The 22989-nt window shown below is 66.4% G+C and carries 24 protein-coding genes and 1 tRNA gene; 11 read left to right on the top strand and 14 right to left on the bottom strand.

Annotation, left to right across the window (positions count from 1 at the left end; genetic code table 11):
• The first annotated feature begins 83 nt into the window (after nt 1–83).
• A complete protein-coding gene (greB, locus tag KF796_19115; GenBank protein MBX3588747.1) occupies nt 84–644 on the top strand; it encodes a transcription elongation factor GreB in 561 nt (186 codons plus the stop codon).
• 2 nt (nt 645–646) lie between these two features.
• Here greB and KF796_19110 read toward each other — a convergent pair whose 3' ends face one another.
• The 4 genes from KF796_19110 to KF796_19095 form a co-directional block, all read right to left on the bottom strand.
• Nucleotides 647–2911 (bottom strand): bifunctional (p)ppGpp synthetase/guanosine-3',5'-bis(diphosphate) 3'-pyrophosphohydrolase, encoded by a 2265-nt coding sequence (locus KF796_19110; GenBank protein ID MBX3588746.1) that lies wholly within the window; start codon nt 2909–2911, stop codon nt 647–649.
• A 100-nt stretch (nt 2912–3011) separates the two neighbouring features.
• Nucleotides 3012–3215 (bottom strand): DNA-directed RNA polymerase subunit omega, encoded by a 204-nt coding sequence (gene rpoZ, locus KF796_19105; protein ID MBX3588745.1) that lies wholly within the window; start codon nt 3213–3215, stop codon nt 3012–3014.
• A gap of 22 nt (nt 3216–3237) precedes the next feature.
• The gene (gmk, locus tag KF796_19100) at nt 3238–3858 is read right to left on the bottom strand and encodes a guanylate kinase (GenBank protein MBX3588744.1); all 621 of its coding nucleotides are present in this window, start codon (nt 3856–3858) and stop codon (nt 3238–3240) included.
• Between the two features lie 17 nt (nt 3859–3875).
• Nucleotides 3876–4799 (bottom strand): YicC family protein, encoded by a 924-nt coding sequence (locus tag KF796_19095; GenBank protein ID MBX3588743.1) that lies wholly within the window; start codon nt 4797–4799, stop codon nt 3876–3878.
• An 81-nt stretch (nt 4800–4880) separates the two neighbouring features.
• Between KF796_19095 and KF796_19090 the strand changes: the two genes are divergently transcribed.
• From KF796_19090 to KF796_19065, 6 genes are all read left to right on the top strand, one after another.
• On the top strand, nt 4881–5888 hold the full coding sequence (locus KF796_19090; GenBank protein ID MBX3588742.1) for a serine/threonine protein kinase: 1008 nt from the start codon (nt 4881–4883) through the stop codon (nt 5886–5888).
• Between the two features lie 7 nt (nt 5889–5895).
• Entirely contained in the window at nt 5896–6798 is a 903-nt protein-coding gene (locus tag KF796_19085) for a serine/threonine-protein phosphatase (GenBank protein MBX3588741.1), read from the top strand.
• 3 nt (nt 6799–6801) lie between these two features.
• Nucleotides 6802–7530, top strand: coding sequence for a ribonuclease PH (rph, locus tag KF796_19080; protein MBX3588740.1), 729 nt, complete (start codon nt 6802–6804; stop codon nt 7528–7530).
• Between the two features lie 42 nt (nt 7531–7572).
• A complete protein-coding gene (gene rdgB / locus KF796_19075) occupies nt 7573–8172 on the top strand; it encodes an RdgB/HAM1 family non-canonical purine NTP pyrophosphatase (protein ID MBX3588739.1) in 600 nt (199 codons plus the stop codon).
• 92 nt (nt 8173–8264) lie between these two features.
• The gene (locus KF796_19070) at nt 8265–9473 is read left to right on the top strand and encodes an oxygen-independent coproporphyrinogen III oxidase-like protein (GenBank protein ID MBX3588738.1); all 1209 of its coding nucleotides are present in this window, start codon (nt 8265–8267) and stop codon (nt 9471–9473) included.
• 69 nt (nt 9474–9542) lie between these two features.
• Nucleotides 9543–11078, top strand: coding sequence for a methyltransferase regulatory domain-containing protein (locus KF796_19065; protein MBX3588737.1), 1536 nt, complete (start codon nt 9543–9545; stop codon nt 11076–11078).
• A gap of 10 nt (nt 11079–11088) precedes the next feature.
• Here the strand turns inward: KF796_19065 and KF796_19060 are convergent.
• The 6 genes from KF796_19060 to ureE all read right to left on the bottom strand — a co-directional run bounded on the left by KF796_19060 (nt 11089) and on the right by ureE (nt 15064).
• Nucleotides 11089–11178: transfer RNA gene (locus KF796_19060), tRNA-Ser, on the bottom strand.
• Nucleotides 11179–11210: 32 nt separating this feature from the next.
• Nucleotides 11211–12581 carry a hypothetical protein gene (locus KF796_19055; protein MBX3588736.1) on the bottom strand — a complete coding sequence of 457 codons (1371 nt, stop codon included), beginning with the start codon at nt 12579–12581 and terminating at the stop codon, nt 11211–11213.
• A gap of 76 nt (nt 12582–12657) precedes the next feature.
• A complete protein-coding gene (locus KF796_19050) occupies nt 12658–13059 on the bottom strand; it encodes a hypothetical protein (protein ID MBX3588735.1) in 402 nt (133 codons plus the stop codon).
• 88 nt (nt 13060–13147) lie between these two features.
• Nucleotides 13148–13792 (bottom strand): urease accessory protein UreG, encoded by a 645-nt coding sequence (ureG, locus tag KF796_19045; protein ID MBX3588734.1) that lies wholly within the window; start codon nt 13790–13792, stop codon nt 13148–13150.
• Nucleotides 13789–14478: an urease accessory protein UreF gene (locus tag KF796_19040; protein ID MBX3588733.1), complete on the bottom strand. Its 690-nt coding sequence runs from the start codon at nt 14476–14478 to the stop codon at nt 13789–13791. The genes ureG and KF796_19040 overlap by 4 nt, the downstream gene beginning before the upstream one ends.
• Complete coding sequence (ureE, locus tag KF796_19035; GenBank protein MBX3588732.1) at nt 14471–15064, bottom strand: urease accessory protein UreE; 594 nt, start codon at nt 15062–15064, stop codon at nt 14471–14473. Before ureE ends, KF796_19040 begins: the two co-directional genes overlap by 8 nt.
• A 72-nt stretch (nt 15065–15136) precedes the next feature.
• Between ureE and KF796_19030 the strand changes: the two genes are divergently transcribed.
• The gene (locus KF796_19030; protein ID MBX3588731.1) at nt 15137–15364 is read left to right on the top strand and encodes an AbrB/MazE/SpoVT family DNA-binding domain-containing protein; all 228 of its coding nucleotides are present in this window, start codon (nt 15137–15139) and stop codon (nt 15362–15364) included.
• Nucleotides 15361–15750: a type II toxin-antitoxin system death-on-curing family toxin gene (locus KF796_19025; GenBank protein MBX3588730.1), complete on the top strand. Its 390-nt coding sequence runs from the start codon at nt 15361–15363 to the stop codon at nt 15748–15750. Before KF796_19030 ends, KF796_19025 begins: the two co-directional genes overlap by 4 nt.
• 6 nt (nt 15751–15756) lie before the next feature.
• Here KF796_19025 and KF796_19020 read toward each other — a convergent pair whose 3' ends face one another.
• Genes KF796_19020 through KF796_19005 form a run of 4 tightly spaced genes read right to left on the bottom strand, consistent with a single transcriptional unit; the run spans nt 15757 to nt 18401 of the window.
• Nucleotides 15757–17583: an urease subunit alpha gene (locus KF796_19020; protein MBX3588729.1), complete on the bottom strand. Its 1827-nt coding sequence runs from the start codon at nt 17581–17583 to the stop codon at nt 15757–15759.
• On the bottom strand, nt 17583–17888 hold the full coding sequence (locus KF796_19015) for an urease subunit beta (GenBank protein MBX3588728.1): 306 nt from the start codon (nt 17886–17888) through the stop codon (nt 17583–17585). Before KF796_19015 ends, KF796_19020 begins: the two co-directional genes overlap by 1 nt.
• A gap of 4 nt (nt 17889–17892) precedes the next feature.
• Complete coding sequence (locus KF796_19010) at nt 17893–18078, bottom strand: hypothetical protein (protein ID MBX3588727.1); 186 nt, start codon at nt 18076–18078, stop codon at nt 17893–17895.
• 20 nt (nt 18079–18098) lie between these two features.
• Nucleotides 18099–18401, bottom strand: coding sequence for an urease subunit gamma (locus KF796_19005; protein MBX3588726.1), 303 nt, complete (start codon nt 18399–18401; stop codon nt 18099–18101).
• A gap of 84 nt (nt 18402–18485) precedes the next feature.
• Between KF796_19005 and KF796_19000 the strand changes: the two genes are divergently transcribed.
• Both KF796_19000 and KF796_18995 read left to right on the top strand, forming a co-directional pair.
• The gene (locus KF796_19000) at nt 18486–22028 is read left to right on the top strand and encodes a response regulator (GenBank protein MBX3588725.1); all 3543 of its coding nucleotides are present in this window, start codon (nt 18486–18488) and stop codon (nt 22026–22028) included.
• Entirely contained in the window at nt 22025–22987 is a 963-nt protein-coding gene (locus tag KF796_18995; GenBank protein ID MBX3588724.1) for a response regulator transcription factor, read from the top strand. Before KF796_19000 ends, KF796_18995 begins: the two co-directional genes overlap by 4 nt.
• Nucleotides 22988–22989 lie beyond the last annotated feature (2 nt).

Below are 22989 nucleotides of genomic sequence, written 5' to 3'. Positions count from 1 at the left end.
CACATGTTACGCGCAGCCTTTTGGCCGCGGCCGCTTCGGGCGCCTGCATGCAGCGCGGAGCCCCATCGCCTATGCTTGCTGCCATGAACAAGGCCTTTACGCGCGAGACGGAGTCGGACGACGATGACGACATCGTTGTGCCACCACTGCCCGCGGGTGGCAGGAACTACATCACGCCGCAGGGCTATGCGCGGCTGCGCGCCGAGCTGCTGGACCTGATTGACAACGAGCGCCCTAAAGTGGTGGACGTGGTGCACTGGGCCGCCGGCAATGGCGACCGGTCCGAGAACGGGGACTACCTGTATGGCAAGAAGCGCTTGCGCGAGATCGACCGGCGCATCCGTTTCCTGACCAAGCGGCTGGAGATCGCCGAAGTGACGGACCCGGCCGTCCACCATGGCAACGACCAGGTGTTTTTCGGCGCGACGGTTCGTTACGAGGACGACGAAGGCGAGGTGCGCACCGTCACCATCATGGGCATTGACGAAGCCGACAGCGCGCAAGGCCAGGTGAGCTGGATTTCACCGGTGGCGCGGGCCCTGCTCAAGGCCCGTGAAGGCGATACGGTCAGGCTTGCCACACCCGCCGGCGTGCGGGAGATCGAACTGCTCAAGGTGAGCTATCCCGCCCCGCCCGCGGCCTGAACTCAGCTGGCCGAGTTGGCCGGTCGGGTTCGCCTGGCGCGCAGGACCGATGGTGTGCGTTTGAGGTTGCGCAGCACGGCGCCCAGATGCGTGCGGTCACGCACGGCAATCACAAAGCGCAGGTCGGTGGCATCCTGGGCGGCGTCATCGCCCATGTCCACGTGGGTGATGTCGGCCTCGGCGGCTGCCAGGGCCGCGGCCACGCGGGCCAGCACACCCTTGCCATTGGCCACCGTCACGACCACGCTGGTCTCAAATGCGCGCACCGGGTCGTCCGACCATTCCACGGCAATGAAGCGTTCGCTGTCCTTGTGCTGCAGGCGCTTGGCCACGGCGCAGTCGGTCGCATGCACCACCAGGCCCTCGCCGCGCCCCAGGTAACCCACGATCTCGTCGCCCGGAATCGGCCGGCAGCACGGCGCGTACTGGACCGATGCGTTTTCGCTGCCGTCCAGGGACACCACGCCTTGCGACACGGTTTCGTGCGCCGAATACCGCTCGCGCGTGATCAGCAGGGCATCGGGCTTTTCACCGCTTTCGGCCAGCAGCGTCATGAGGCGCTTGGCCACGATGCTGGCAATGCGCTTGCCCAGCCCCAGGTCGGTCAGGAGCTCCGCCTGGGTGCGGTTGCCGGTGAAGCGCAGCAGCTTTTCCCACAGCGCGTGATGGGCTTCATCGTCGTCGGGGAGCTTCTCCATGCCTTCGGCCCGAAGCGCCTGCGTCAGCAGCTTGTAGCCCAGGTCCTGCGATTCGGCATGCGCGAGCGTCTTGAGGTGGTGGCGGATCTTGGAGCGCGCCCGTCCGGTGCGCACGAAGCCCAGCCAGGCCGGGTTGGGGGTGGACACGGGCGCGGTCACGACCTCGACGATGTCGCCGTTCTTGAGCTCGGTGCGCAGGGGCACCTGCTCGCCATTGATGCGCCCGGCGATCGTGTGGTCGCCCACATCGCTGTGGATGGCGTAGGCGAAGTCCACCAGGGTCGCGCCGCGCGGCAGCGCCATGATCTGGCTCTTGGGCGTGAACACATAGACCGCGTCGGGGAACAGGTCGATCTTGACGTGGTCCCAGAACTCGGCGGCGTCACGTGTCTCGTGCTGGATGTCCAGCAGCGATTGCAGCCACTTGGTGCCCATCCGGTCGCCGCTGGCGCCGTTCGGGTCGTTGGCCTTGTACAGCCAGTGGGCGGCCACCCCTGATTCCGCCACCACGTGCATGGCCTCGGTGCGCATCTGGAACTCCACGTTCACGCCCGAGGGACCCACCAGCGTGGTGTGCAGCGACTGGTAGCCATTGAGCTTGGGGATGGCGATGTGGTCCTTGAACCGGCCGGGCACGGGCTTGTACATCTGGTGCAGGATGCCAAGCGCGGTGTAGCAGGCCGTGACGTCGGGCACGATCACGCGAAAGCCGTAGATGTCGGTCACCTGGGCAAAGCTCAGGTGCTTCTCGTCCATTTTCCGGTAGACGGAATAAAGGGTTTTTTCCCGCCCGGCAATGCGCACCTCCATGCCAGTGGCGCCAAAGGCGGCTTCCACCTCGCGCTGCACTTTCTGGATCAGGTCGCGGCGGCGGTTGCGTGCCTTGGTCACGGCCTTGGTCAGGATCTCGTAGCGCCAGGGCCGCAGGTGCCTGAAGGCCAGGTCCTGCAGTTCCCGGTAGGTCTGGTTCAGGCCGAGTCGGTGGGCGATGGGGGCATAGATCTCGAGCGTCTCGGACGAGATGCGGGCCCATTTTTCGCGCGCCACGTCGTCCAGTGTGCGCATGTTGTGCGTGCGGTCGGCAAGCTTGATCAGGATCACGCGCACATCGCGTGCCATGGCCAGCAGCATCTTGCGGAATGACTCGGCCTGGCTTTCCTCGCGGGTGTTGAACTGCAGCTTGTCGAGCTTGGTCAGCCCGTCCACCAGTTCGGCCACGGGGGCACCAAAGCGCTCGATCAGTTCGGGCTTGGTGACACCGCAGTCTTCAATGGCGTCGTGCAGCAGCGCCGCCATCAGCGCCTGGGCGTCCAGCTTCCATTCTGCGCACTGGGCCGCCACGGCGATCGGGTGGGTGATGTAGGGCTCTCCGCTGTTGCGGATCTGCCCCAGATGGGCCTCGTCGGCAAAACGGTAAGCCTTGCGCACCTGCTCGACATCGGCCGCGTCCAGGTAGTCCAGGCCCGCCGTGAGCGCGGCAAAGCTGGCCGCCGCCGCATTGGCCGCTGCCGGGCTGGGCAAGACGGGGGGCTTGCGCTTGCCAGGGGAGGGGTGGAGCACCGCGCTCATGCCCCAAATGGTACCGCGCGCCTGCCCCAAGCGAGGCAGCCAACAAAAAAGCACCGCATCGCGGTGCTTTTTGGGGGAAGGGCGCCGGGGGTGGTGCGGTTCAGCCCGGAACCTTTTTCAGCATTTCAATGCCGATCTTGCCTTCGGCGATTTCACGCAGGGCGGTCACGCCGGGCTTGTTCTTGCTTTCGATCTTGGGGGCATGGCCCTGGCTGAGCATGCGGGCCCGGTAGGTCGCGGCCAGCACCAGCTGGAAGCGGTTGGGAATCTGCAAGAGGCAATCTTCAACGGTAATGCGGGCCATGAAATTCTCCGGTGTCTGTCAGTCAGGCGATGTCGAGGGCTTGGAAGGTGTCGGCCCGGGCCCGGCGTTGAGCCGCATATTTGAGCCTCTGGGCATGAACTATCGCTTTCAGGTCAAACAAAGCGCGTTCAAATAACTCGTTGATTATAACGAAGTCGAATTCCTTGGCCTGCGCCAGTTCAAGGGCGGCATTGCGCAGCCGCAGTTCGATCACATCGGCCGCGTCTTCACCCCGGCGCTCGAGCCGGGAGCGCAATTCGTCCCAGCTGGGCGGCAGGATGAAGATCAGCACCGCATTGGCGAACACCTTCTTGATCTGCAGGGCGCCCTGGAAGTCGATCTCGAGGATCACGTCGGCGCCCTGGGCAATGCGGTCTTCAATGGCTTTCTTGGAGGTGCCGTAGCGCTGGCCATGGACGTGAGCCCATTCCACGAAGGCCTCGCCCAGCACCATGGCATCGAATTCCTGCTGCGACACGAAGAAATACTCGCGTCCGTGCTTTTCCTGGCCGCGCGGAGGCCGGGTGGTGTGCGAGACCGAGGGCAACACCCGGGAGTCCAGCTCCATCAGGGCTTTCACGAGGCTGGACTTGCCCGCCCCGCTGGGGGCCGCGACAACAAACAGGTTTCCGGGATAGTCCATGGCGCTTCGTGCTTGCCTTATTCGATGTTCTGGACCTGCTCGCGCATCTGCTCGATCAGGACTTTCATGTCCACAGAAATCCGCGTCAGTTCCAGCGCGGCCGATTTGGAGCCTAAAGTATTCGCTTCGCGGTGCAGCTCCTGGATCAGGAAGTCCAGCCGCTTGCCGATTTCCCCGCCCTTGCCGATCAGCCGCTCGATCTCGTCCAGGTGCGAGCCCAGCCGGGTGAGTTCCTCGGCCACGTCGATCCGGATCGCGAACGCCGTGGCTTCCGTCAGCGCGCGGTCCTGGGCGGCTTCAGGCAGCGGGGCGGAAGCACTCTGGCCCAGGGCCATGGCCTCTTTCCAGCGTTCCAGGAAGCGGTTGCGTTGCTGCTCCACCAGCTGCGGCACCAGCGGGCCGGCCTGGGCGGCGAGCGTGCGCAGCTGGCCCAGATGGCCCTGGAGCATGGTGGCCAGCCTGGCACCCTCGCGTTCGCGGGAGGCCAGCAGGTCGGCAATCACGGTCTGCGCCAGCACGGGCAACTGGCCCCCCATGTCCGCCACGGCGGGCTGCTCGCCCGCTGACAGCCGGATCACATCGGCCACGCTCAGTGTCTGGGCATCAGGAAGCCAGGCACGAATCTGGTCCTGCAGCGCGTTGAGCCGCTGCAGCATGCGCGAAGACGGGTCCGCCAGCGCGCCCGAGGCGCCGCTTTCGATCGAGGCGCGCACTTCCACCTTGCCGCGCTTGAGCCGGGCCGTGAGCAGCTCACGCAGGGCCGGCTCGTGGGCGCGCAGCTCCTCGGGCAGGCGGAAGGTGAGGTCCAGAAAGCGGCTGTTGACCGAGCGAATCTCCAGTCCGAGCCGGGCCGCCGCCGAAGCCCTGGTCTCCGGGCCGGCGCTGGTCTGCGCAGCGCTGTGCTGTGCGCTTGCATAGCCGGTCATGCTGTAAACTGGCATCGAGATATATCCAGAGAGTCGGTGGGAAGCTGCGGAGAATAACCGGGTTCCTTCCGGGACGAGGACCCCTCAATCCAAATTATGTCAAAGGTCAAACCCGCACCGTTGCCGCCTGACACCGTGATAGGGGGCTATCGCGTGGTGCGAAAGCTGTCGTCTGGCGGCTTTGGTGTGGTCTATCTTGCCGTGGACAATGAGGGCCAGCAGGTCGCCGTGAAGGAGTACCTGCCGTCCTCGCTGGCCTCGCGCGCGCCCGGCGAACTGCTGCCGCAGGTGCAGCCTGAAAAGCTCTCGCTGTACCGCCTGGGCCTCAAGAGCTTCTTTGAAGAAGGCCGCTCACTCGCGCAGATCTCGCACGCCTCGGTGGTGAGCGTGCTCAATTTCTTCCGCGAGAACGAAACCGTCTACATGGTGATGAACTACCTGGAGGGCGCGACCCTTCAGGACTTCATCATCACCGCGCGTGAGCTCAAGAAGCAGAAGGTGTTCCGCGAGTCCACCATCCGCTCGCTGTTCGACGAGATCCTGCGCGGCTTGCGCATCGTGCACCAGCACAAGATGCTGCACCTGGACATCAAGCCGGCCAACATCTTCATCACCGACGACAACAAGGCCGTGATGATCGACTTTGGCGCCGCGCGCGAAGTGCTGTCCAAGGAAGGCAACTTCATCCGGCCCATGTACACGCCCGGCTTCGCCGCGCCCGAGATGTACCGGCGTGATTCGTCCATGGGGCCGTGGACCGACATTTACGCCATTGGCGCCTGCATCTATGCCTGCATGCAGGGCTACCCGCCCAACGACGCGCCCCAGCGGCTCGAGAAAGACCGGCTGGCGCTGGCGCTGTCGCGCCTGCGGGGCGTCTACTCCGACAACTTGATCGAGGTGGTGGAGTGGTGCATGTCGCTGGACCCGCTGTCGCGGCCCCAATCGGTGTTCGCGCTGCAAAAGGAGCTCAGCCGTGAAGGCGAGCGCCGCTACACCAAGCTGTCGGTGGGCGAGAAGATGCGCCTGCAGTTCGACAACATGGTGACCGATACCAAGAAGAACGTGAAACGCGCCACGGGCTTTGGAGCCAAGCTCAAGTGAGGCCCTTATGAAATTCTCGGTTTTCCAGATCAGCCGCAAGGGCGGCCGCGAAAAGAACGAAGACCGCATGGGCTATTGCTACACGCGGGAGTCGGGCCTGTTCGTGCTGGCCGATGGCATGGGCGGCCACCCCGAGGGCGAAGTGGCGGCCCAGCTGGCGCTGCAGACCATCTCGGCGCTGTACCAGAAAGAGGCGCGGCCCATCGTCAAGGACGTGACCGAGTTCCTGTCGTCGTCCCTGATGGCGGCGCACCACCAGATCATCCGCTACGCCAGCGAGAAGGGCATGCTCGACACGCCGCGCACCACGCTGGTTGCCGCCATCGTCCAGGGCAACAGCGCGATCTGGGTCCACTGCGGTGATTCGCGGCTGTATGTCGTGCGTGATGGCGAACTGCTCACGCGCACCCGCGACCACTCCTACCTCGAGCAGCAAAGCGCGGGTGTCATCCGCCTGGACCGCATCAACCGCAACATCCTGTTCACCTGCCTGGGCTCGCCCACCAAGCCCGTGTTCGACGTGACCGGCCCCGTCACGCTGCAGCAGGGCGACAAGATCCTGCTGTGCTCCGACGGCCTGTGGGGCACCTTGAAGGATGCCGACATCGTGCGTCACCTGGCCACGCAATCGGTGTCCGACGCCGTGCCCGAACTGGTCGAGATGGCCCTGCGCAATGGCGGCGAGCATTCCGACAACGTGACCGTGATCGCGCTCGAGTGGGAGACGCCCGACGCCTTCGAGTCCACGCGTGGCATCTCCACCGACAGCATCAGCGACGGGGTGTTTGCCTCGACCATCCAGGCCGGCGTGCTCGAAACCATGGTCGATGACCTGGACGACGCCGCCATCGAGCGCTCGATCGCCGAAATCAACGAAGCCATCCGGCGCTCCGCCGCCCGAAAGACCTGAACCATGAGTGAGTTTCAACGCAGCGGCGCACGCGCCGCCGACCAGCTGCGCCCGGTGCGCATCACGCGCGGCTACACCATCCACGCCGAGGGCTCGGTGCTGATCGAATTCGGCCAGACCCGCGTGCTGTGCACCGCCTCGGTCGAGGAGAAGGTGCCGGGCCACAAGAAGGGCAGCGGCGAGGGCTGGGTCACGGCCGAGTACGGCATGCTGCCGCGCGCCACCCACACCCGCGGCGACCGCGAGGCGGCGCGGGGCAAGCAGAGCGGGCGCACCCAGGAAATCCAGCGCCTGATCGGCCGCTCCATGCGCGCGGTGTTCGACCTGAAAAAGCTCGGCGAGCGCACCATCCACCTCGATTGCGACGTGTTGCAGGCCGACGGCGGCACGCGCACCGCGGCCATCACCGGCGCGTTCGTCGCGGCGCAGGACGCGGTCAACCAGCTCATGGCCCAGAGCAAGCTCGCGGCCTCGCCCATCCTCGGGCCGGTGGCGGCCATCTCGGTGGGCATCGTGCAGGGCACGCCGTTGCTGGACCTGGAATACACCGAGGACTCGGCCTGCGACACCGACATGAACGTGGTGATGACCGGCGCCGGGCACTTCGTGGAAGTGCAGGGCACGGCCGAAGGCGCCGCTTTCACCCGCGCCGAAATGGACGCGCTGCTGGCGCTGGCCGACAAGGGCATCCGCGAACTGGTGGCGCTGCAGCAGAAATCGCTACAAAATTAATAGCGCATGGTGGCCGTCCGTCCTGGACTTCAGCCTGTTTTGATGAAAATTGTTCTCGCTTCCAACAATCCGGGCAAGCTGGCCGAGCTGCAGGCCATGCTGGCGCCGCTGTCAGTGACGCTGGTGCGCCAGTCGGACCTGGGCATCCCCGAGGCCGAGGAGCCCTTTCGCACCTTTGTCGAGAACGCCCTGGCCAAGGCGCGGCACGCGTCGCGCCTGAGCGGCCTGCCTGCGCTGGCCGATGACGCCGGCCTGTGCGTGGACGCCTTTGGCGGGCTGCCGGGCGTGGACACGGCCTATTACGCCACCCAGTTCGGCTACGACAAGGGCGACGCCAACAACGTGCGCGCCCTGCTGGAGCAACTGGCCGGGCAAAGCAACCGCCGTGCGGCGCTGGTCAGCACCCTGGTGGCGCTGCGCTCGGCCGACGACCCCGAGCCCTTGATTGCCCAGGGCCGCGTGGTGGGCGAGATCGCGCCCGCGCCCGTGGGCAGCCAGGGCTTTGGCTTTGACCCGGTCATGTACATCCCCGAGTTCGGTCAGACCTTTGCGCAACTGCCGGTCGAAGTCAAAAACGCCCACAGCCACCGTGGCCGCGCCGCGCAGCAGATGCTGGCCCTGATCCGCTCGCAGTGGCTGTAAATGTGGCCCCCACGCTCGTCACTTCGTGTACTTCGCTGCCCACCGAGGGGGCCCAAGCCGCCTGAGGGCGGCCTGTCGGCGGCTTGACGCCCATGCGGGACATCCAGCACTACATGCGGCCCGGCACGCTGCAACTGCCTTCGCCGCCGCCGCTGTCTCTTTATGTGCACCTGCCCTGGTGCCTGAAGAAATGCCCTTACTGCGACTTCAATTCGCATGAACTGCGTGTGGAGTCCGGTGCCGCGCAGCCGGCCGTCCTGCCCGAGCAGCGCTACCTGGACGCGCTGGTGGCTGACCTGGACGCGGCGCTGCCGCTGGTCTGGGGCCGCACCATCCACAGCATCTTCATCGGTGGGGGCACGCCCAGCCTGTTTTCGCCGCAGGCCATCGACCGGCTGCTGGGCGACATCCGGGCCCGGCTGCGGCTGGAGCCCGACTGCGAGATCACGCTCGAGGCCAACCCCGGCACCTTCGAAAAAGACCGCTTCCGTGCCTTCCGCGGCGCCGGCGTCACGCGGCTGTCGGTGGGGGTGCAGAGCTTCAATGACGACCACCTCAAGGTACTGGGCCGGGTGCATGACCGCGAGCAGGCCATTGCGGCGGTGGAGGAAGCGGCCGCGGCCTTCGACACCTTCAACCTGGACCTCATGTACGCGCTGCCGGGGCAGACGCTGGCGCAGCTCGATGCCGACCTCGCGCAGGCGCTGGCGCTACAGCCGCCGCACCTCTCGATCTACCACCTGACCATCGAGCCCAACACCTACTTCGCCAAGTTCCCGCCGCAGGTTCCCGAGGAAGACCTGGCCTACGCCATGCTCGACCGGATCACGGAAGCAGCCGGCGCGGCGGGCCTGGCGCGCTACGAGGTGTCGGCCTATGCCAGGCCGGGCCACCGCTGCTGGCACAACCTCAATTACTGGGAGTTTGGCGACTACCTGGGCATTGGCGCCGGCGCCCACAGCAAGCTGAGCTTTGCGCACCGGGTGGTGCGCCAGGTGCGCTACCGCGAACCCCGGCTGTACATGGACAACGCGCTGGCGGGCCAGGCCCTGGCGCAGGACGACGAGGTGGGCCGGCGCGATCTGCCGTTTGAGTTCATGCTCAACGCGCTGCGGTTGCGCCAGGGGTTCGAACTGCGGCAGTTCAGCGAGCGCACCGGCTTGCCGCTCGCGGCCATCGAGCCGGCGCTCGGCGAAGCGCAGAGCAAGGGCCTGATCGAGCGCGACCTGGTCCGCGTGCGGCCGACCGAGCGCGGCTTTGACTTTCTCAGCGACCTGCAGGGCCTGTTCCTGGCCGCCTGAGCGCGGCGATTAGACTGGCGACGCATTCATGGCCCCGCGCAGCCTGCCACACCCGTCAAGGAGGAAAAAATGGACACCTGGTCAGAAGGCTACATGTCGGATGTCGACTACACCTACGGTTACTACCCCGAGCTCAACCCCGGCCGCATCCGGCTGGCGTTCCTGAACAGCGGCCTGGCCTACCCCGAGATCGGCACCGCCTGCGAACTGGGCTACGGACAGGGCCTGAGCGTGAACATGCATGCCGCCGCCTCGCAGGCGCAGTGGCATGGCACGGACTTCAACCCCTCGCAGGCCGGCTTTGCGCTGGAGCTGGCGGGCGCTTCGGGGTCGGGCGCCTGCCTGCGCGACGACGCCTTTGCCGACTACTGCACCCGCACCGACCTGCCGGACTTTGACTACATCGGCCTGCATGGCATCTGGAGCTGGGTCTCGGATGCCAACCGCTCGCTGATCGTGGACTTCGTGCGCCGCAAGCTCAAGGTCGGCGGTGTGCTGTACGTCAGCTACAACACCATGCCCGGCTGGGCCAGCAGCGCGCCGGTGCGCCGGCTGCTCACCGATTACGCGGCCACCATGAACACCGTGGGCGAGGGCCAGATCAGCCGGGTCAACTCGGCGCTGGAATTCGTGGACCGGCTCATGGGCGTCAACCCGGTCTACCTGGCCGCCAACCCGCTGGTCCAGAAAAAAATCGAGACGCTCAAAAAGCAGAACCGGAACTACCTGGCGCACGAGTACTTCAACCGCGACTGGAACCCCATGTACTTCAGCGACATGGCGCGTTGCCTCGGCCCGGCCAAGGTCAGCTTCGCGTGCTCGGCGTTTTACCTGGACCACATCGACGTGCTGGGCCTGACGCCGCCGCAGCAGGCGTTGCTGGACGGCATTCCGGACCCGGTGCTGCGCCAGACCGTGCGCGACTACCTGGTCAACCAGCAGTTCCGGCGGGACTACTGGGTCAAGGGGTCGCGGCGGCTGTCGGGCCTGGAGCAGGCCGACCTGCTGCGCGAACAGAGCGTGGTGCTGGTGGCGCCGCGCGCCGGGGTCAAGCTCAAGATCGACGGCACCGCGGGCGAAGCAAACCTGACCGAAGCCATCTACGTGCCGGTGCTGGACGCGCTGCAGGACCACCGCCCCGTGAGCCTGGCGCAACTGGAGAAAGACGTGGCCGGCAGGAACATCAGCTTCGGTCAACTGGTGCAGGCCGTGATGGTGCTGTGCGGCATGGGCAAGGTTGAGCCGGCGCAGTCGGCGGCCGCGGCCGCCCAGGCCCGCCCCTGTACCGACAGGCTGAACCAGCAACTGCTCAAAAAAGCCCGAGGCAGTGCGGACCTGTCTTACCTGGCGAGCCCGGTGACCGGCGGCGGCATCATGGTCGGGCGTGACCAGCAGCTGTTCCTCATGGCCATTGCCAGGGGCATGGACAGCACCGACGCGTGGGTGGACCTGGCCTGGCAGACACTGTCGGCGCAGGGGCAAAAACTCATCCGGGAGGGCAAGGTGCTCGAGACGCCCGACGAAAACCGCGCGGAACTCAAGGCGCGGGCACAGGCCTTTGCAGGCACCCAGCTGCCGATCTACAAGGCGCTGCAGCTGGCGTGAGGGGTGGTGCTGGCGGAGAGTGTGAGATTCGAACTCACGGATGTCTTTCAACATCGCCGGTTTTCAAGACCGGTGCATTCAACCGCTCTGCCAACTCTCCGCAGCCCCTGATTTTAACCGCCCGCGCGGGGCTCAGAGGTTCCAGATCCAGTTCTTGGGCACGTAGAAGCCCGCGCTCTTGAGCTGCGCCGCATAGCTGCGGAATTCGGCCAGGCTCTCGATGGTGCACACCGCGTGCTTGAAATAGCCGCCCACCAGGCGCTTGGGATGAAAGGCCGTGAGCGGAAAGCCGTCGCCGTACTTGTCGCCATCCTTCTTGGTGTTCATGTCGATTTCGGTGATGCCGCCCCACTTGCGGTTGCGGTGTGACTCGGCGTTGTGGTGCACCCGGCGCAGGGCCGACTGGTCGCCGGTGGCGCCCATGGCGCTGTTGAGTTCGTTGATGCAGCGCAGGATGCGCGGCGTCAGGTTGCCCATGTCCTGGTGCTCGCGGTCCTTCGAGTTGTCAAAAATCAGGTTCAGTGAATCGGACGAGAAGCCGCTGCCCTGGCGGTAATAGGCTTGGCGGTCATGGAAGTCACTCATGTTGGGCAGCCGCGTGAGCTGCTTTCCGGTGCGCGGGTCAAAGCTCGGGCCCTGGCCGCGCGGCGCCAGCGGCAGCGCGGCGTTGGCCGTGGCCCGGCCCATGGTGTGGAAGCGGGTGTCCAGCACGTTGTCCATGCCCACGCCCACGTCGAACGACAGGTCGTTGTGCACCTGGTCGTTGTCCAGGTGGATGCCGGCCTTGCGGATCACGCGCGAGGTCTTGCTGCCGTACTGGCCCCAGGTGGGGCAGACGGCCATCAGGTCATAGTCCCCCGTGAGCGGGCGGTTGTGGGCACCGACCTCGCGCGAGGTCATGACCAGGAAGGGCACAAAGTCCGTGGCCGGCTTCTCGGCCACCAGGAACGGGTTCTGCACCGGCCGCTCGACCGGCCAGACCTTGATTTCGTAGCGGCCCGTGGATTCGGTGAAACAGGCCCGAAAGCAGATGCGGGTGCTGCCCGCGCCGCTGCGGGTGGCCACCAGCAGCAGGTCGCGTGATTGCGCGATGGAGCGCACCTCATCAATGGCGTTCTTGCCGCCCTCGGGGTCGGTGCGCTGGGTGTCGATCTGCAGGCGCGACAGGGTCAGCGGCGTGGTGCCGGCAAAGTTGGAGTGCAGGCCATCGCGATTGGCCGCCGTGCCCTTGGCGGCCTTCACGGGGTCGGCGCCGACCTTGCTGTAGGTGCCGTCAAACGGCACCAGCCCGGCGTGGGGGCCCCAGTCGGAACTCTTGCCCTTGACGTGGAAGTTCTTGGTCGGGTGGCCCCAGTCGATCCAGCGTTTGCACCAGGGGCCGCTGGAACGGAAGATGATGACCTCGTCCAGCTTGTCGGCCACATGGACCGATGCCGTGATGTCGCCCATGGTCATGCCATTGGCATCGTGCGCGAACGACGCGCCATCACCCCAGACAATCATGTTCTGCCCCAACGATATTGTTGCCGCAGAACGTAACCGCAAGCCCGCGCGAAGTCAACGGGGGCTGGCGGTGGCCTCAGCAGCTCACGTTGGAATCTTTCCAGTTGGCGATCTGGACCACGGTGACGTGCTCGTCCCGGTTGCGCAACAGGTAGGGCTTGATGTCCAGATCCAGCGGGCCGCGCGACAGGCTGGCGCTGCCCACCAGCACGCAGACCTGCCAGGCCTGTTCACGGTTGCCCGCGAAGTTCACGCCGGTGACCAGGTGCGGCCCCGAGAGGAAGCGCACCCGGGAAAAATCCGCCGGATCGCGCACGGTGCGCCGCAGCTCGTTCACCACGGCCAGTTGCGCGGCAGCCGCGGCGGGCTGGGGGCCGGCCGGGACGGTGGGCGGGGCAGGCGGCACGGCGCGCGCCGTCAGCGCCGTCAGGGTCAACACGGTCAACAGGGTCAGGCAAAGCAGGGATCTGGGGTTCATGGCATGGGCCTCCATGCATCCAGAGTAGACCGGTGCCGCGGCCCGGGCTGTAGGCTGGCGCCCTGTTGACGTATCGGAGCGCGCCGGCTCAGCCGGCCTTGAGCATGCCCCGTTCCTCGATGAAAGCCGCCACCTCGGCCACCCCGGTGAGCGTCTTGAGGTTGGTCATCACATAGGGCTTGTCGCGGCGCATGCGCCGGGTGTCGGCTTCCATCACGCCCAGGTCGGCGCCCACGTGCGGGGCCAGGTCGGTCTTGTTGATCACGAACAGGTCGCTCTTGGTGATGCCGGGGCCGCCCTTGCGCGGGATCTTCTCGCCGGCGGCCACGTCGATCACGTAGATGGTCAGGTCGCTGAGCTCGGGGCTGAAGGTGGCGGCCAGGTTGTCGCCGCCGGACTCCACGAACACCACGTCGGCGTCGGGGAAATCCACCAGCATGCGGTCGATGGCCTCGAGGTTGATGGAGCAGTCCTCGCGGATGGCGGTGTGCGGGCAGCCGCCGGTCTCCACGCCCATGATGCGCTCGGCCGGCAGCGCACCGCTCACCGTCAGCAGGCGCTGGTCTTCCTTGGTGTAGATGTCGTTGGTGATGGCCACCAGGTCGTAGCGGGCGTGCATGGCCTTGCAGAGCATCTCCAGCAGGGTGGTCTTGCCCGAGCCGACCGGCCCGCCGATGCCCACGCGCAGCGGGGGGAGTTTTTTGGTGCGGTTGGCAATGTGGTGTGACGTCATGACCTGAATAACCTTGAGTACTGGGTTTCGTGCTGGGCCGACAGGATGGCCAGCATCGGGGAAAAGGCCTGCCGTTCGCTGTCGGCCAGCGCAGCCGCATGGTCCACGGCCGCCGGAATCTCGCGCGCCAGCCGCGACAGGATACGCTGGCCCGCGCTCTGGCCCAGCGGCACGGATTTGAGCGCGGCCTGCACCATGTTCTCGGCCCAGCCAAAAGCCAGTGCCAGCAGGCCATCGCGCACCGGCGCCTCGGTGGCCGCCACGGCCAGCGCAAACATCAGCGGGTAGGTGGGCGGCATCTGCGAGGCCATCTCCAGCTGCGCCACGCTCATGGTGTCGTGGTTGCGCAGCCAGTCCAGCAGGGAACGGCCCATCTGCTCGGTCTGCAGGCGCTGCTCGGCCGTTTCACGGCTTTGCAGGACCCAGTCGTTGAGTTCGTGCAGGCGGCGCTGGTCGTTCTGGCGCCATGCGGCAATGGCCTGAGCCACCGCGGCCATGTCGCCACGCGCGAGGCTCAGGTGCAACTGGTCCACCAGCCAGTCGGATGCTATGGATTCGGTAGCAACACCTGCCCGGTCCACGCCGGCTTCCAGCCCTTCGGAGTAGGAGAAGCCGCCAATCGGCAGGGCCGGAGAGGCCAGCCAGATCAATTGCAGCAGGCTGGCGGCGGGCAGGCCCTCACTCATGCAGGGGGTCAGGTGCTGGTGCCCAGGGCCTGAAGTCGCCGTCCATGCTGGCCGGTGCCTGGGCATGTGAATGGCCGTGGCCGTGGCCATGGGCGTGCCCCTGGCCCGGCGAATGAGAATGTCCCGTGCCATGGCCGCCATAGGCGCCGCCTTCGGGTTCGAATGTCGCGTCGCGGGCGTGGACGATCAGGTGCATGGCGCGCAGCATGTCGGCCAGCACGTGGTCGGGTTCGATCTTGAGGTGGTCGGGCTTGAGCTCGATCGGCACATGGCGGTTGCCCAGGTGGTAGGCCGCGCGCGTCAGGTCGAACGGCGTGCCGTGTTCGCGGCAATGGGTGATGACCAGCACGGGCTGCGGCGCGGCAATCACCCGGATCAGGGAGCCGTCCTCGGCCACCAGCACGTCGCCGCCGCGCACCGCGGTGCCGCGCGGCAAAAACACGCCGATTTGGCGGCCTTGCGAATCGGTGGCGTCAAAGCGGCTCTTTTGCCGCACATCCCAGTCGAGCTCGACGGTGGCGGCGCGTTTGAGAAGGACGGGCGCCAAGCCGTGGCCTTGCGCGAGGAGCTTGTTGACTGTCAGCATCGGAGGTCTGTGCTTGCGCGGTGGAGCAGACGGTAGATAATATAACAATTGTTATAACACGTGAGAGAAGCCATGTCCGCCCTCAAGCTCACCCAGATCGGCAATTCCGTTGGCGTCATCCTGCCCAAGGAGGTGCTGGCGCGCCTGAAGCTGGAGAAGGGCGATACGGTATTTCTGACCGAGGCGGCGAATGGCGCGATCATGATGTCGCCTTACAGCCCGGAGTTCGAGACTCAGATGGAAGCGGCAAGGCGCCTCATGAAGAAGCGGCGCAACGTATTGCGCGAACTCGCCAAATGAGCGTGTGGGTCTGGCTGAACACCGCCGTCCTGCGCGCGGTGCATGAAGAGCAGCTCGCCGAGCACGGCGGTGCGCCGGGCGTGCGCGATGCGGGGCTGTTTGAATCCGCACTGGCGCGCCCTTTGCAGCTAGCGAACTACGCTGAGCCTGATGCCGCCGCGCTGGCCGCGGCCTACGGATGCGGACTCGCGCGCAACCACCCGTTCATCGATGGCAACAAGCGCACCGCTTTCGTGGCGGTCGAACTGTTTCTCGCGCTCAATGGATTCGAGCTGCTTGCCGACGATGCTTCCTGCGTGCTCACCATGCTGCGCATGGCGGCGGGCGAGATGGCCGAGGACGCTTTTGCCGCGTGGCTTCACACCCATATCGCGCGCCAGGAGTGACATGGTTCAGAACAGGAAGTAGCGCTGCGCCATCGGCAGCAGGGTGGCCGGCTCGCAGGTCAGCAGTTGTCCGTCGGCGCGCACCGCATAGGTCTGCGCGTCGATCTCCATCTTGGGCGTGTAGCCGTTGTGGATCAGGTGCTGCTTGCGCACCTGGCGGATGTTCTTCACCGCGCTCACGGTTTTGGCCAGGCCGTAGCGTTCCTTCACGCCCGCAGCCAGGCCGGCCTGCGACAGGAAGGTGAGCGAGCCACGCGCCAGTGCGCCGCCAAAGCTGCCGAACATGGGGCGGTAGTGCACGGGCTGCGGCGTGGGGATGGAGGCATTGGGGTCGCCCATGGCCGCCATGGCAATGAAACCGCCCTTGAGAATGGTGGACGGCTTTACGCCAAAGAAGGCCGGCCGCCAGACCACCAGGTCGGCCCATTTGCCGACCTCGATGGAGCCGATCTCATGGGCCATGCCATGGGCGATGGCGGGGTTGATGGTGTACTTGGCGATGTAGCGTTTGGCGCGGAAGTTGTCGTTGCGTGACGAGGCTTCGACAAGCTCAGCCCGAACGGATCCCGCTCGCCCTGATCCCGCCAGCCCGGCGCCCGTTTCCGCTCGCCCTGAGCTTGTCGAAGGGCTCAGCCAGCCGCGCTGCACCTTCATCTTGTGCGCGGTCTGCCAGGTGCGCAGGATCACCTCCCCCACACGGCCCATGGCCTGGCTGTCGCTGCTCATCATGCTGATGGCGCCCATGTCATGCAGGATATCTTCTGCGGCGATGGTTTCCTTGCGGATGCGGCTTTCGGCAAAGGCCAGGTCCTCGGCAATGCCGGCGTCCAGGTGGTGGCAGACCATCAGCATGTCCACATGCTCGTCCAGCGTGTTCACTGTGTAGGGCATGGTGGGGTTGGTCGAACTGGGCAGGAAGTTGGCCTCGCCCACCACGCGCAGGATGTCGGGCGCGTGGCCGCCGCCCGCGCCCTCGGTGTGGAAGGCGCATAGCGCCCGGCCCTTGGTGGCAGCAATGGTGTCCTCGACAAAGCCCGACTCATTGAGCGTGTCGGAGTGGATGGCAACCTGGGTGTCGGTCTGGTCGGCCACATCCAGGCAGTTGCTGATGGCGGCGGGCGTGGTGCCCCAGTCCTCGTGCAGCTTGAGGCCCACGGCGCCAGCGTTGATCTGCTCGGTCAGGGCCTGCGGCAGGCTGGCGTTGCCCTTGCCCAGAAAACCCAGGTTCATGGGGAAGGCGTCGGCCGCCTGCAGCATGCGTTCGATGTTCCAGGCACCGGGGGTGCAGGTGGTGGCAAAGGTGCCGGTGGCCGGCCCGGTGCCGCCGCCCAGCATGGTGGTGATGCCCGAGGCCAGGGCCTCCTCGATCTGTTGCGGGCAGATGAAGTGGATGTGGCTGTCAAAGCCGCCGGCCGTGACGATGTGGCCCTCGCAGCTGATGATTTCGGTGCCCGGGCCGATCACCATGTCCACGCCGGGCTGGGTGTCCGGGTTGCCAGCTTTGCCGATGGCCGCGATGCGCCCGTCGCGCAGGCCGATGTCGGCCTTGACGATGCCCCAGTGGTCCAGGATCAGCGCGTTGGTGAGCACCGTGTCCATGGTGCCGCCAGCGAATGGACCTGATCCGGTTCCCGTGCGCGGCATTTGCGACTGCGCCATGCCGTCGCGGATGGTCTTGCCGCCACCGAACTTGACCTCTTCGCCGTAGCCGCCGGCGCGCAGGGTGTAGTCGTCTTCCACCTCGATGATGAGTTCGGTGTCGGCCAGGCGCACGCGGTCGCCGGTGGTGGGGCCGAACATTTCCGCGTAGGCGCGGCGTCCAATCGTTGCCATCAGAGCTTTCCTTGAACCAGGCCGCGAAAACCATAGACCTTGCGCTCGCCGGCCAGGTCCACCAGTTCCACCGTGCGCTGCTGGCCGGGCTCGAAGCGCACGGCGGTGCCGGAAGCGATGTTCAGCCGCATGCCGCGCGCCGCGTCGCGGTCAAAACCCAGCGCGCCGTTGGTCTCGGCAAAGTGGTAATGCGAGCCGACCTGGATGGGCCGGTCGGCGGTGTTCTGCACCACCACGGTCAGCGTGCGCCGGCCCGGGTTGAGCACATGCTCGCCGTCGTCGGTGAAGAGTTCGCCGGGGGTCATGGGCTTACTTCCCGCGGCCGCCAAACCACAGGGCCAGTGCCACGAACGCCCCGGCGGCCAGAAAGCCCCAGACATCGGTGGAATGCCAGTGGGCCCCGCTCAAACCGTGGCCTTCGTGGGCAAAAGTGCCTGTAGTCCAGGCCAGCAGGGCGCCAGCAGCTATGAATTTGGGAGCAAAAGACAGGGCCATGGTGTGATCTTTCGGGGCGTTCAAACGATGGGTTGGTGCACGGTGACCAGCTTCGTGCCGTCGGGGAAGGTGGCTTCCACCTGGATGTCGGGAATCATGTCGGCAATGCCGTCCATCACGTCGGCGCGGGTCAGCACGGCCCGGCCATCGCTCATGAGCTGGGCCACGCTTTTGCCGTCGCGCGCGCCCTCCATCACGGCCGCGGAAATCAGGGCCACGGCTTCGGGGTAGTTGAGCTTGAGGCCGCGCGCCAGCCGCCGTTCGGCGAGCAGGGCGGCGGTGAAGATCAACAGCTTGTCTTTTTCGCGGGGGGTCAGTTCCATGGCCGGGCTGTCAGAGTCTGCGAATCATTATCTTGCAAAGCCCGTGCCGCGCCATACGCCACACGGCCCATGGACAGGGTGGCAATGGCACGGAAACTGCACTTTGCACCTGTGAGCCAGACCATTCCCATCCTTCCGGTGTCCGATGCCCCGCCGTCCGGGGCCGACCATGACGCGCCCCAGCGGGTCATGAAGGTGCGGCGTGACTACAACAGCTGGGTGGCCAGCGAGACCCTGGAAGACTATGCACTGCGCTACACGCCGCAGCGCTTTCGCAAATGGTCGGAGTGGCGGGTGGCCAACACGGCTTTTGGCGCTGCCTCGTTCCTGATCCTGGAGGCCGTGGGGGCCACGCTGCTGGTGCAGTACGGGTTCATGAACGCGTTCTGGGCCATCCTGACCACTGGCGTGATCATCTTCCTCGCGGGCCTGCCCATCAGCGTCTATGCCGCGCGCTACGGGGTGGACATGGACCTGCTCACGCGCGGCGCGGGCTTTGGCTACATCGGCTCCACCATCACCTCGCTGATCTATGCCTCGTTCACCTTCATCTTTTTTGCGCTCGAGGCGGCCGTCATGGCCTATGCGCTGGACCTCGCGCTGGGCATCCCGCCCAGATGGGGGTACCTGATCTGCGCGCTGGTCGTGATTCCGCTGGTCACCCACGGGGTCTCGGTCATCAGCCGGTTGCAGGTCTGGACCCAGCCGCTGTGGCTGGTGATGTTGGTGGTGCCCTTTGTTTATGTGCTGATGCGCGATCCTGGTGCGTTTGCAGGTGTAACGCACTACAGAGGTGAGAAAGGGTTCGCCTCTGGCTTTGATTTGCACCTGTTTGGGGCGGCCCTGACCGTGGGGATTGCCCTGATCACCCAAATGGGGGAGCAGGCAGACTATCTGCGCTTCATGCCGGCGCACACCCCGGCCCGGCGCCGCCGCTGGTGGTTCGGTGTGCTCGCGGGCGGGCCGGGCTGGGTGATCCTGGGGGTGATCAAGATGCTGGGCGGCGCGTTGCTGGCCTACCTCGCCATCACCCACATGGTGCCAGTGGACCGGGCCGTGGACCCCAACCAGATGTACCTGGCGGCCTATGAGTACGTGTTTCCACGCTACGGCTGGGCGGTGGCGGCCACGGCGCTGTTCGTGGTGATCTCTCAGCTCAAGATCAATGTGACCAACGCCTACGCGGGTTCGCTGGCCTGGAGCAACTTCTTCTCGCGCGTGACCCACAGCCACCCGGGGCGCGTGGTGTGGGTGGTGTTCAACACGCTGATTGCCTTCATGCTGATGGAGATGAACGTGTTCCAGGCGCTGGGCGACGTGCTGGGCCTGTACTCCAACATTGCCATCGCCTGGATCATGGCCGTGGTGGCCGACCTCGTGGTCAACAAGCCGGTGGGGCTGTCACCCAAAGGCATCGAGTTCAAGCGCGCCTACCTGTATGACATCAACCCCGTGGGCGTCGGTGCCATGGCCTTGGCCTCGGCCCTTTCCGTGACCGCCCACCTGGGGTTTTTCGGGCCGCTCGCCCAGGCTTTTTCGGCCGTCATTGCCATGGCCACGGCGTTTGTCGCGGCGCCGCTGATCGCCTGGGCCACCCAGGGGCGCTATTACATTGCGCGGCAGCCTGAAACCACGGCGGGCGACGCCACCTACCAGCGCCTGAGCCTGCGCCGCTGCGTCATCTGTGAGCGCGAATACGAGGGCCCCGACATGGCCCATTGCCCGGCCTACCAGGGGCCCATCTGCTCGCTGTGCTGCACGCTGGACGCGCGTTGCGGCGACCTGTGCAAGCCACACGCGAGCCTGTCGGCCCAGTGGTCCGGCGCGCTGCGCTGGCTGATGCCGCGGCGCATCTGGCCTTACCTGGACACGGGCCTGGGCCACTTCCTGCTGCTGATGCTGCTGATCGTGCCGCTGCTGGCCATGCTGTTTGGCCTGCTGTACCACCAGGAGTTGCGGACCCTGGTCTCGCTGCCCGGCGGTGTGTTGCTGACCGACGGCACCTTGCGCTCGGGCTTTCTCAAGGCCTACATGGCGCTGCTGGTGATCGCCGGCATCGTGGCCTGGTGGCTGGTGCTGGCCCACAAGAGCCGGCAGGTGGCGCAGGAAGAATCCAACCGGCAGACCCACCTGCTGATGCGCGAGATCGAATCCCACAAGCAGACCGACGAGGCGCTGCAGAACGCACGCCTGCTGGCCGAGGGCGCCAAGCGCGCCGCCGAGCAGGCCAACCAGGCCAAGAGCCGCTACATCAGCGCCATCAGCCACGAGCTGCGCACGCCGCTGAACAGCATCCTGGGCTATGCACAGCTGATGGGCGAGGACGCCAGCGTGCCGGCCCACCGCAAGCAGGCCGTGAACGTGATCAAGCGCGGGGGCGAGCACCTGCTCTCGCTGATCGAGGGCACGCTGGACATTGCGCGCATCGAAAGCGGCAAACTCACGCTGGCGGTCAAGCCCATGCTGTTTGCCGACTGCGTGCGCGAGATGGCCGGCATGTTCGAGCTGCAGGCCTCCGACAAGGGCCTGGCGTTCCGGTTCGAGCCCGAGGGCGCCTTGCCCGAGGTGGTGCGGGCCGACGAGAAGCGGGTGCGCCAGATCCTCATCAACCTGCTGGGCAATGCCATCAAGTTCACGGCCGTGGGCCAGGTCACCTTCCGGCTGCGCTATGCCCGCGAGATGGCCACGCTGGAGATCGAGGACACCGGCCCCGGCCTGACCGCGGAGGAACTGGCCCAGATCTTCGAGCCGTTTGCGCGGGGCGAGGCGCGGTCCAGCCATGCCGCGCCCGGTGCCGGTCTGGGGCTGACGATTGCCAAGATGCTGACCGACCTGATGGGCGGCGAGCTCAGCGCCACCGGCGTGCCCGGCAAGGGCTCGGTGTTTCGCGTCAAGCTGTTCCTGCCCGAGGTGCACAACGCAGGCCCGGCGGCCGTGCCCGCCGTGGCCCTGGCGCCGCGGCCGCGCGCCGGCTACGAAGGCCCGCGCCGCAAGGTGCTGGTGGTGGACAACGAGGAGGCCGACCGCACGCTGCTGGCCCATGTGCTGGAGCCGCTGGGCTTTGAGCTGCGGTCCGCCGCGAGCGGCCACGACTGCCTGGACCTGCTGGCCGCGGGCTACCGGCCCGACGCGATCCTGATGGACCTGGCCATGCCCGGCATTGACGGCTGGGAGACCATCCGCCGGTTGCGGCGCATCGACCCTGCCCATGCCCGCATCGCCATCGTCTCGGCCAATGCCTTTGACAAGGGCCTGGACAACGATGTGGGCATCCGGCCCGAGGACTTCATCCTCAAGCCCGTGCGCCACAGCGAATTGCTGGACTGGCTGGAGCGGCAGCTGGGGCTGCAGTGGCTGGAGGCGCCCCGGGTGGATGCCCCGGCACCCGCGGCCGCGCCGGTTGCGCAGGTCTGGCCGCCGCGCGCGCAGGTGGCGGCGCTGCAGGAGGTGGTGCAGCTGGGGTACTACCGCGGCATCATGAACCTGCTGGACGGCATCGAGCAGGCGCAACCCGAATGCGTGCCGGTGGTGGCGCAGTTGCGGGCACTCGCGCGACAATTCCAGTTTGAAGCCATGGGCCGCCTGCTGGCGCCCGTGCTGCAGGAACCCACCGCCACGCCACCATGAACCCCCATTCGCTGGATCACACCCTGGACCGCGCCAACAGCGATGTGGTGCTGATCGTGGACGACGTGCCCGACAACCTGTCGGTGCTGCATGATGCGCTCGACGAGTCCGGCTACACCGTGCTGGTGGCCACGGGCGGGGAGGCCGCGCTGCAGCGCGCCACGCAGGCCCTGCCCGACATCGTGCTGCTGGACGCCATGATGCCCGGCATGGACGGCTTTGAGGTGGCCAAGCGGCTCAAGGCCGCGCCGCAGACGGCGCACATCCCCATCATCTTCATGACCGGCCTGACCGAGACCGAGCACCTGGTCGCCGCGCTGGAAGCCGGCGGCGTGGACTACGTCACCAAGCCCATCAAGCCCAAGGAAGTGCTGGCCCGCATGAACGTGCACATGCAGGGCGCGCGCCAGGCGCGGCAGACCCGCAATGCGCTGGACGCCTTTGGCTATGCCAGCATCACGGTGCGGGCGAGCGACGGCAAGCTCATGTGGCAGACCCCGCTGGCGCGCGAACTGCTGCTGCGCTACTACGGCACCGTGGCGCCACAGGCGCCCCAGCCGGTGGTGGACTGGCTGCGGCGCCACCTCAGGGAGGCCGAGGCCCAGATCGAGCCACCGCGCCTGAGCGCCGAGCAGGGCGCGCGCCGGCTCACCTTCCGCCTGCACCAGCAGACTGGCGACGACGACTGGCTGATCGTGATGCGCGAGGTGTCGGACACGGCCGTGGTGGAGTCCATGAGCCTGGCCTTCAAGCTCACGGCCAAGGAGGCCGAGGTGCTGTACTGGGTGGTCAAGGGCAAGATCAACCGCGACATCGGCGACATCCTCGGCTCCAGCCCGGCCACGGTCAAGAAACACCTGGAGCGCGTGTTTGCCAAGCTGGGGGTCGAGACCCGCACTGCCGCTGCCGGCATGGCCCTGAACCGCATCCGGCAATTGCACCCGCAGTTCGAGGGCTGAAC

It is taken from the genome of Ramlibacter sp., assembly GCA_019635435.1.
In the GTDB taxonomy this organism is placed as follows: Bacteria; Pseudomonadota; Gammaproteobacteria; order Burkholderiales; family Burkholderiaceae_C; genus JAHBZM01.
Note: the sequence above shows the minus strand (reverse complement) of the source record. Positions and strands in the feature narration are given on the sequence as shown.

Coding starts and splice junctions, on each gene's coding strand:
- greB (MBX3588747.1), top strand. CDS start 84: ATGAACAAGGCCTTTACGCGCGAGACGGAGTCGGACGACGATGACGAC.
- KF796_19110 (MBX3588746.1), bottom strand. CDS start 2,911: ATGAGCGCGGTGCTCCACCCCTCCCCTGGCAAGCGCAAGCCCCCCGTC.
- rpoZ (MBX3588745.1), bottom strand. CDS start 3,215: ATGGCCCGCATTACCGTTGAAGATTGCCTCTTGCAGATTCCCAACCGC.
- gmk (MBX3588744.1), bottom strand. CDS start 3,858: ATGGACTATCCCGGAAACCTGTTTGTTGTCGCGGCCCCCAGCGGGGCG.
- KF796_19095 (MBX3588743.1), bottom strand. CDS start 4,799: ATGCCAGTTTACAGCATGACCGGCTATGCAAGCGCACAGCACAGCGCT.
- KF796_19090 (MBX3588742.1), top strand. CDS start 4,881: ATGTCAAAGGTCAAACCCGCACCGTTGCCGCCTGACACCGTGATAGGG.
- KF796_19085 (MBX3588741.1), top strand. CDS start 5,896: ATGAAATTCTCGGTTTTCCAGATCAGCCGCAAGGGCGGCCGCGAAAAG.
- rph (MBX3588740.1), top strand. CDS start 6,802: ATGAGTGAGTTTCAACGCAGCGGCGCACGCGCCGCCGACCAGCTGCGC.
- rdgB (MBX3588739.1), top strand. CDS start 7,573: ATGAAAATTGTTCTCGCTTCCAACAATCCGGGCAAGCTGGCCGAGCTG.
- KF796_19070 (MBX3588738.1), top strand. CDS start 8,265: ATGCGGGACATCCAGCACTACATGCGGCCCGGCACGCTGCAACTGCCT.
- KF796_19065 (MBX3588737.1), top strand. CDS start 9,543: ATGGACACCTGGTCAGAAGGCTACATGTCGGATGTCGACTACACCTAC.
- KF796_19055 (MBX3588736.1), bottom strand. CDS start 12,581: ATGATTGTCTGGGGTGATGGCGCGTCGTTCGCGCACGATGCCAATGGC.
- KF796_19050 (MBX3588735.1), bottom strand. CDS start 13,059: ATGAACCCCAGATCCCTGCTTTGCCTGACCCTGTTGACCGTGTTGACC.
- ureG (MBX3588734.1), bottom strand. CDS start 13,792: ATGACGTCACACCACATTGCCAACCGCACCAAAAAACTCCCCCCGCTG.
- KF796_19040 (MBX3588733.1), bottom strand. CDS start 14,478: ATGAGTGAGGGCCTGCCCGCCGCCAGCCTGCTGCAATTGATCTGGCTG.
- ureE (MBX3588732.1), bottom strand. CDS start 15,064: ATGCTGACAGTCAACAAGCTCCTCGCGCAAGGCCACGGCTTGGCGCCC.
- KF796_19030 (MBX3588731.1), top strand. CDS start 15,137: ATGTCCGCCCTCAAGCTCACCCAGATCGGCAATTCCGTTGGCGTCATC.
- KF796_19025 (MBX3588730.1), top strand. CDS start 15,361: ATGAGCGTGTGGGTCTGGCTGAACACCGCCGTCCTGCGCGCGGTGCAT.
- KF796_19020 (MBX3588729.1), bottom strand. CDS start 17,583: ATGGCAACGATTGGACGCCGCGCCTACGCGGAAATGTTCGGCCCCACC.
- KF796_19015 (MBX3588728.1), bottom strand. CDS start 17,888: ATGACCCCCGGCGAACTCTTCACCGACGACGGCGAGCATGTGCTCAAC.
- KF796_19010 (MBX3588727.1), bottom strand. CDS start 18,078: ATGGCCCTGTCTTTTGCTCCCAAATTCATAGCTGCTGGCGCCCTGCTG.
- KF796_19005 (MBX3588726.1), bottom strand. CDS start 18,401: ATGGAACTGACCCCCCGCGAAAAAGACAAGCTGTTGATCTTCACCGCC.
- KF796_19000 (MBX3588725.1), top strand. CDS start 18,486: ATGGCACGGAAACTGCACTTTGCACCTGTGAGCCAGACCATTCCCATC.
- KF796_18995 (MBX3588724.1), top strand. CDS start 22,025: ATGAACCCCCATTCGCTGGATCACACCCTGGACCGCGCCAACAGCGAT.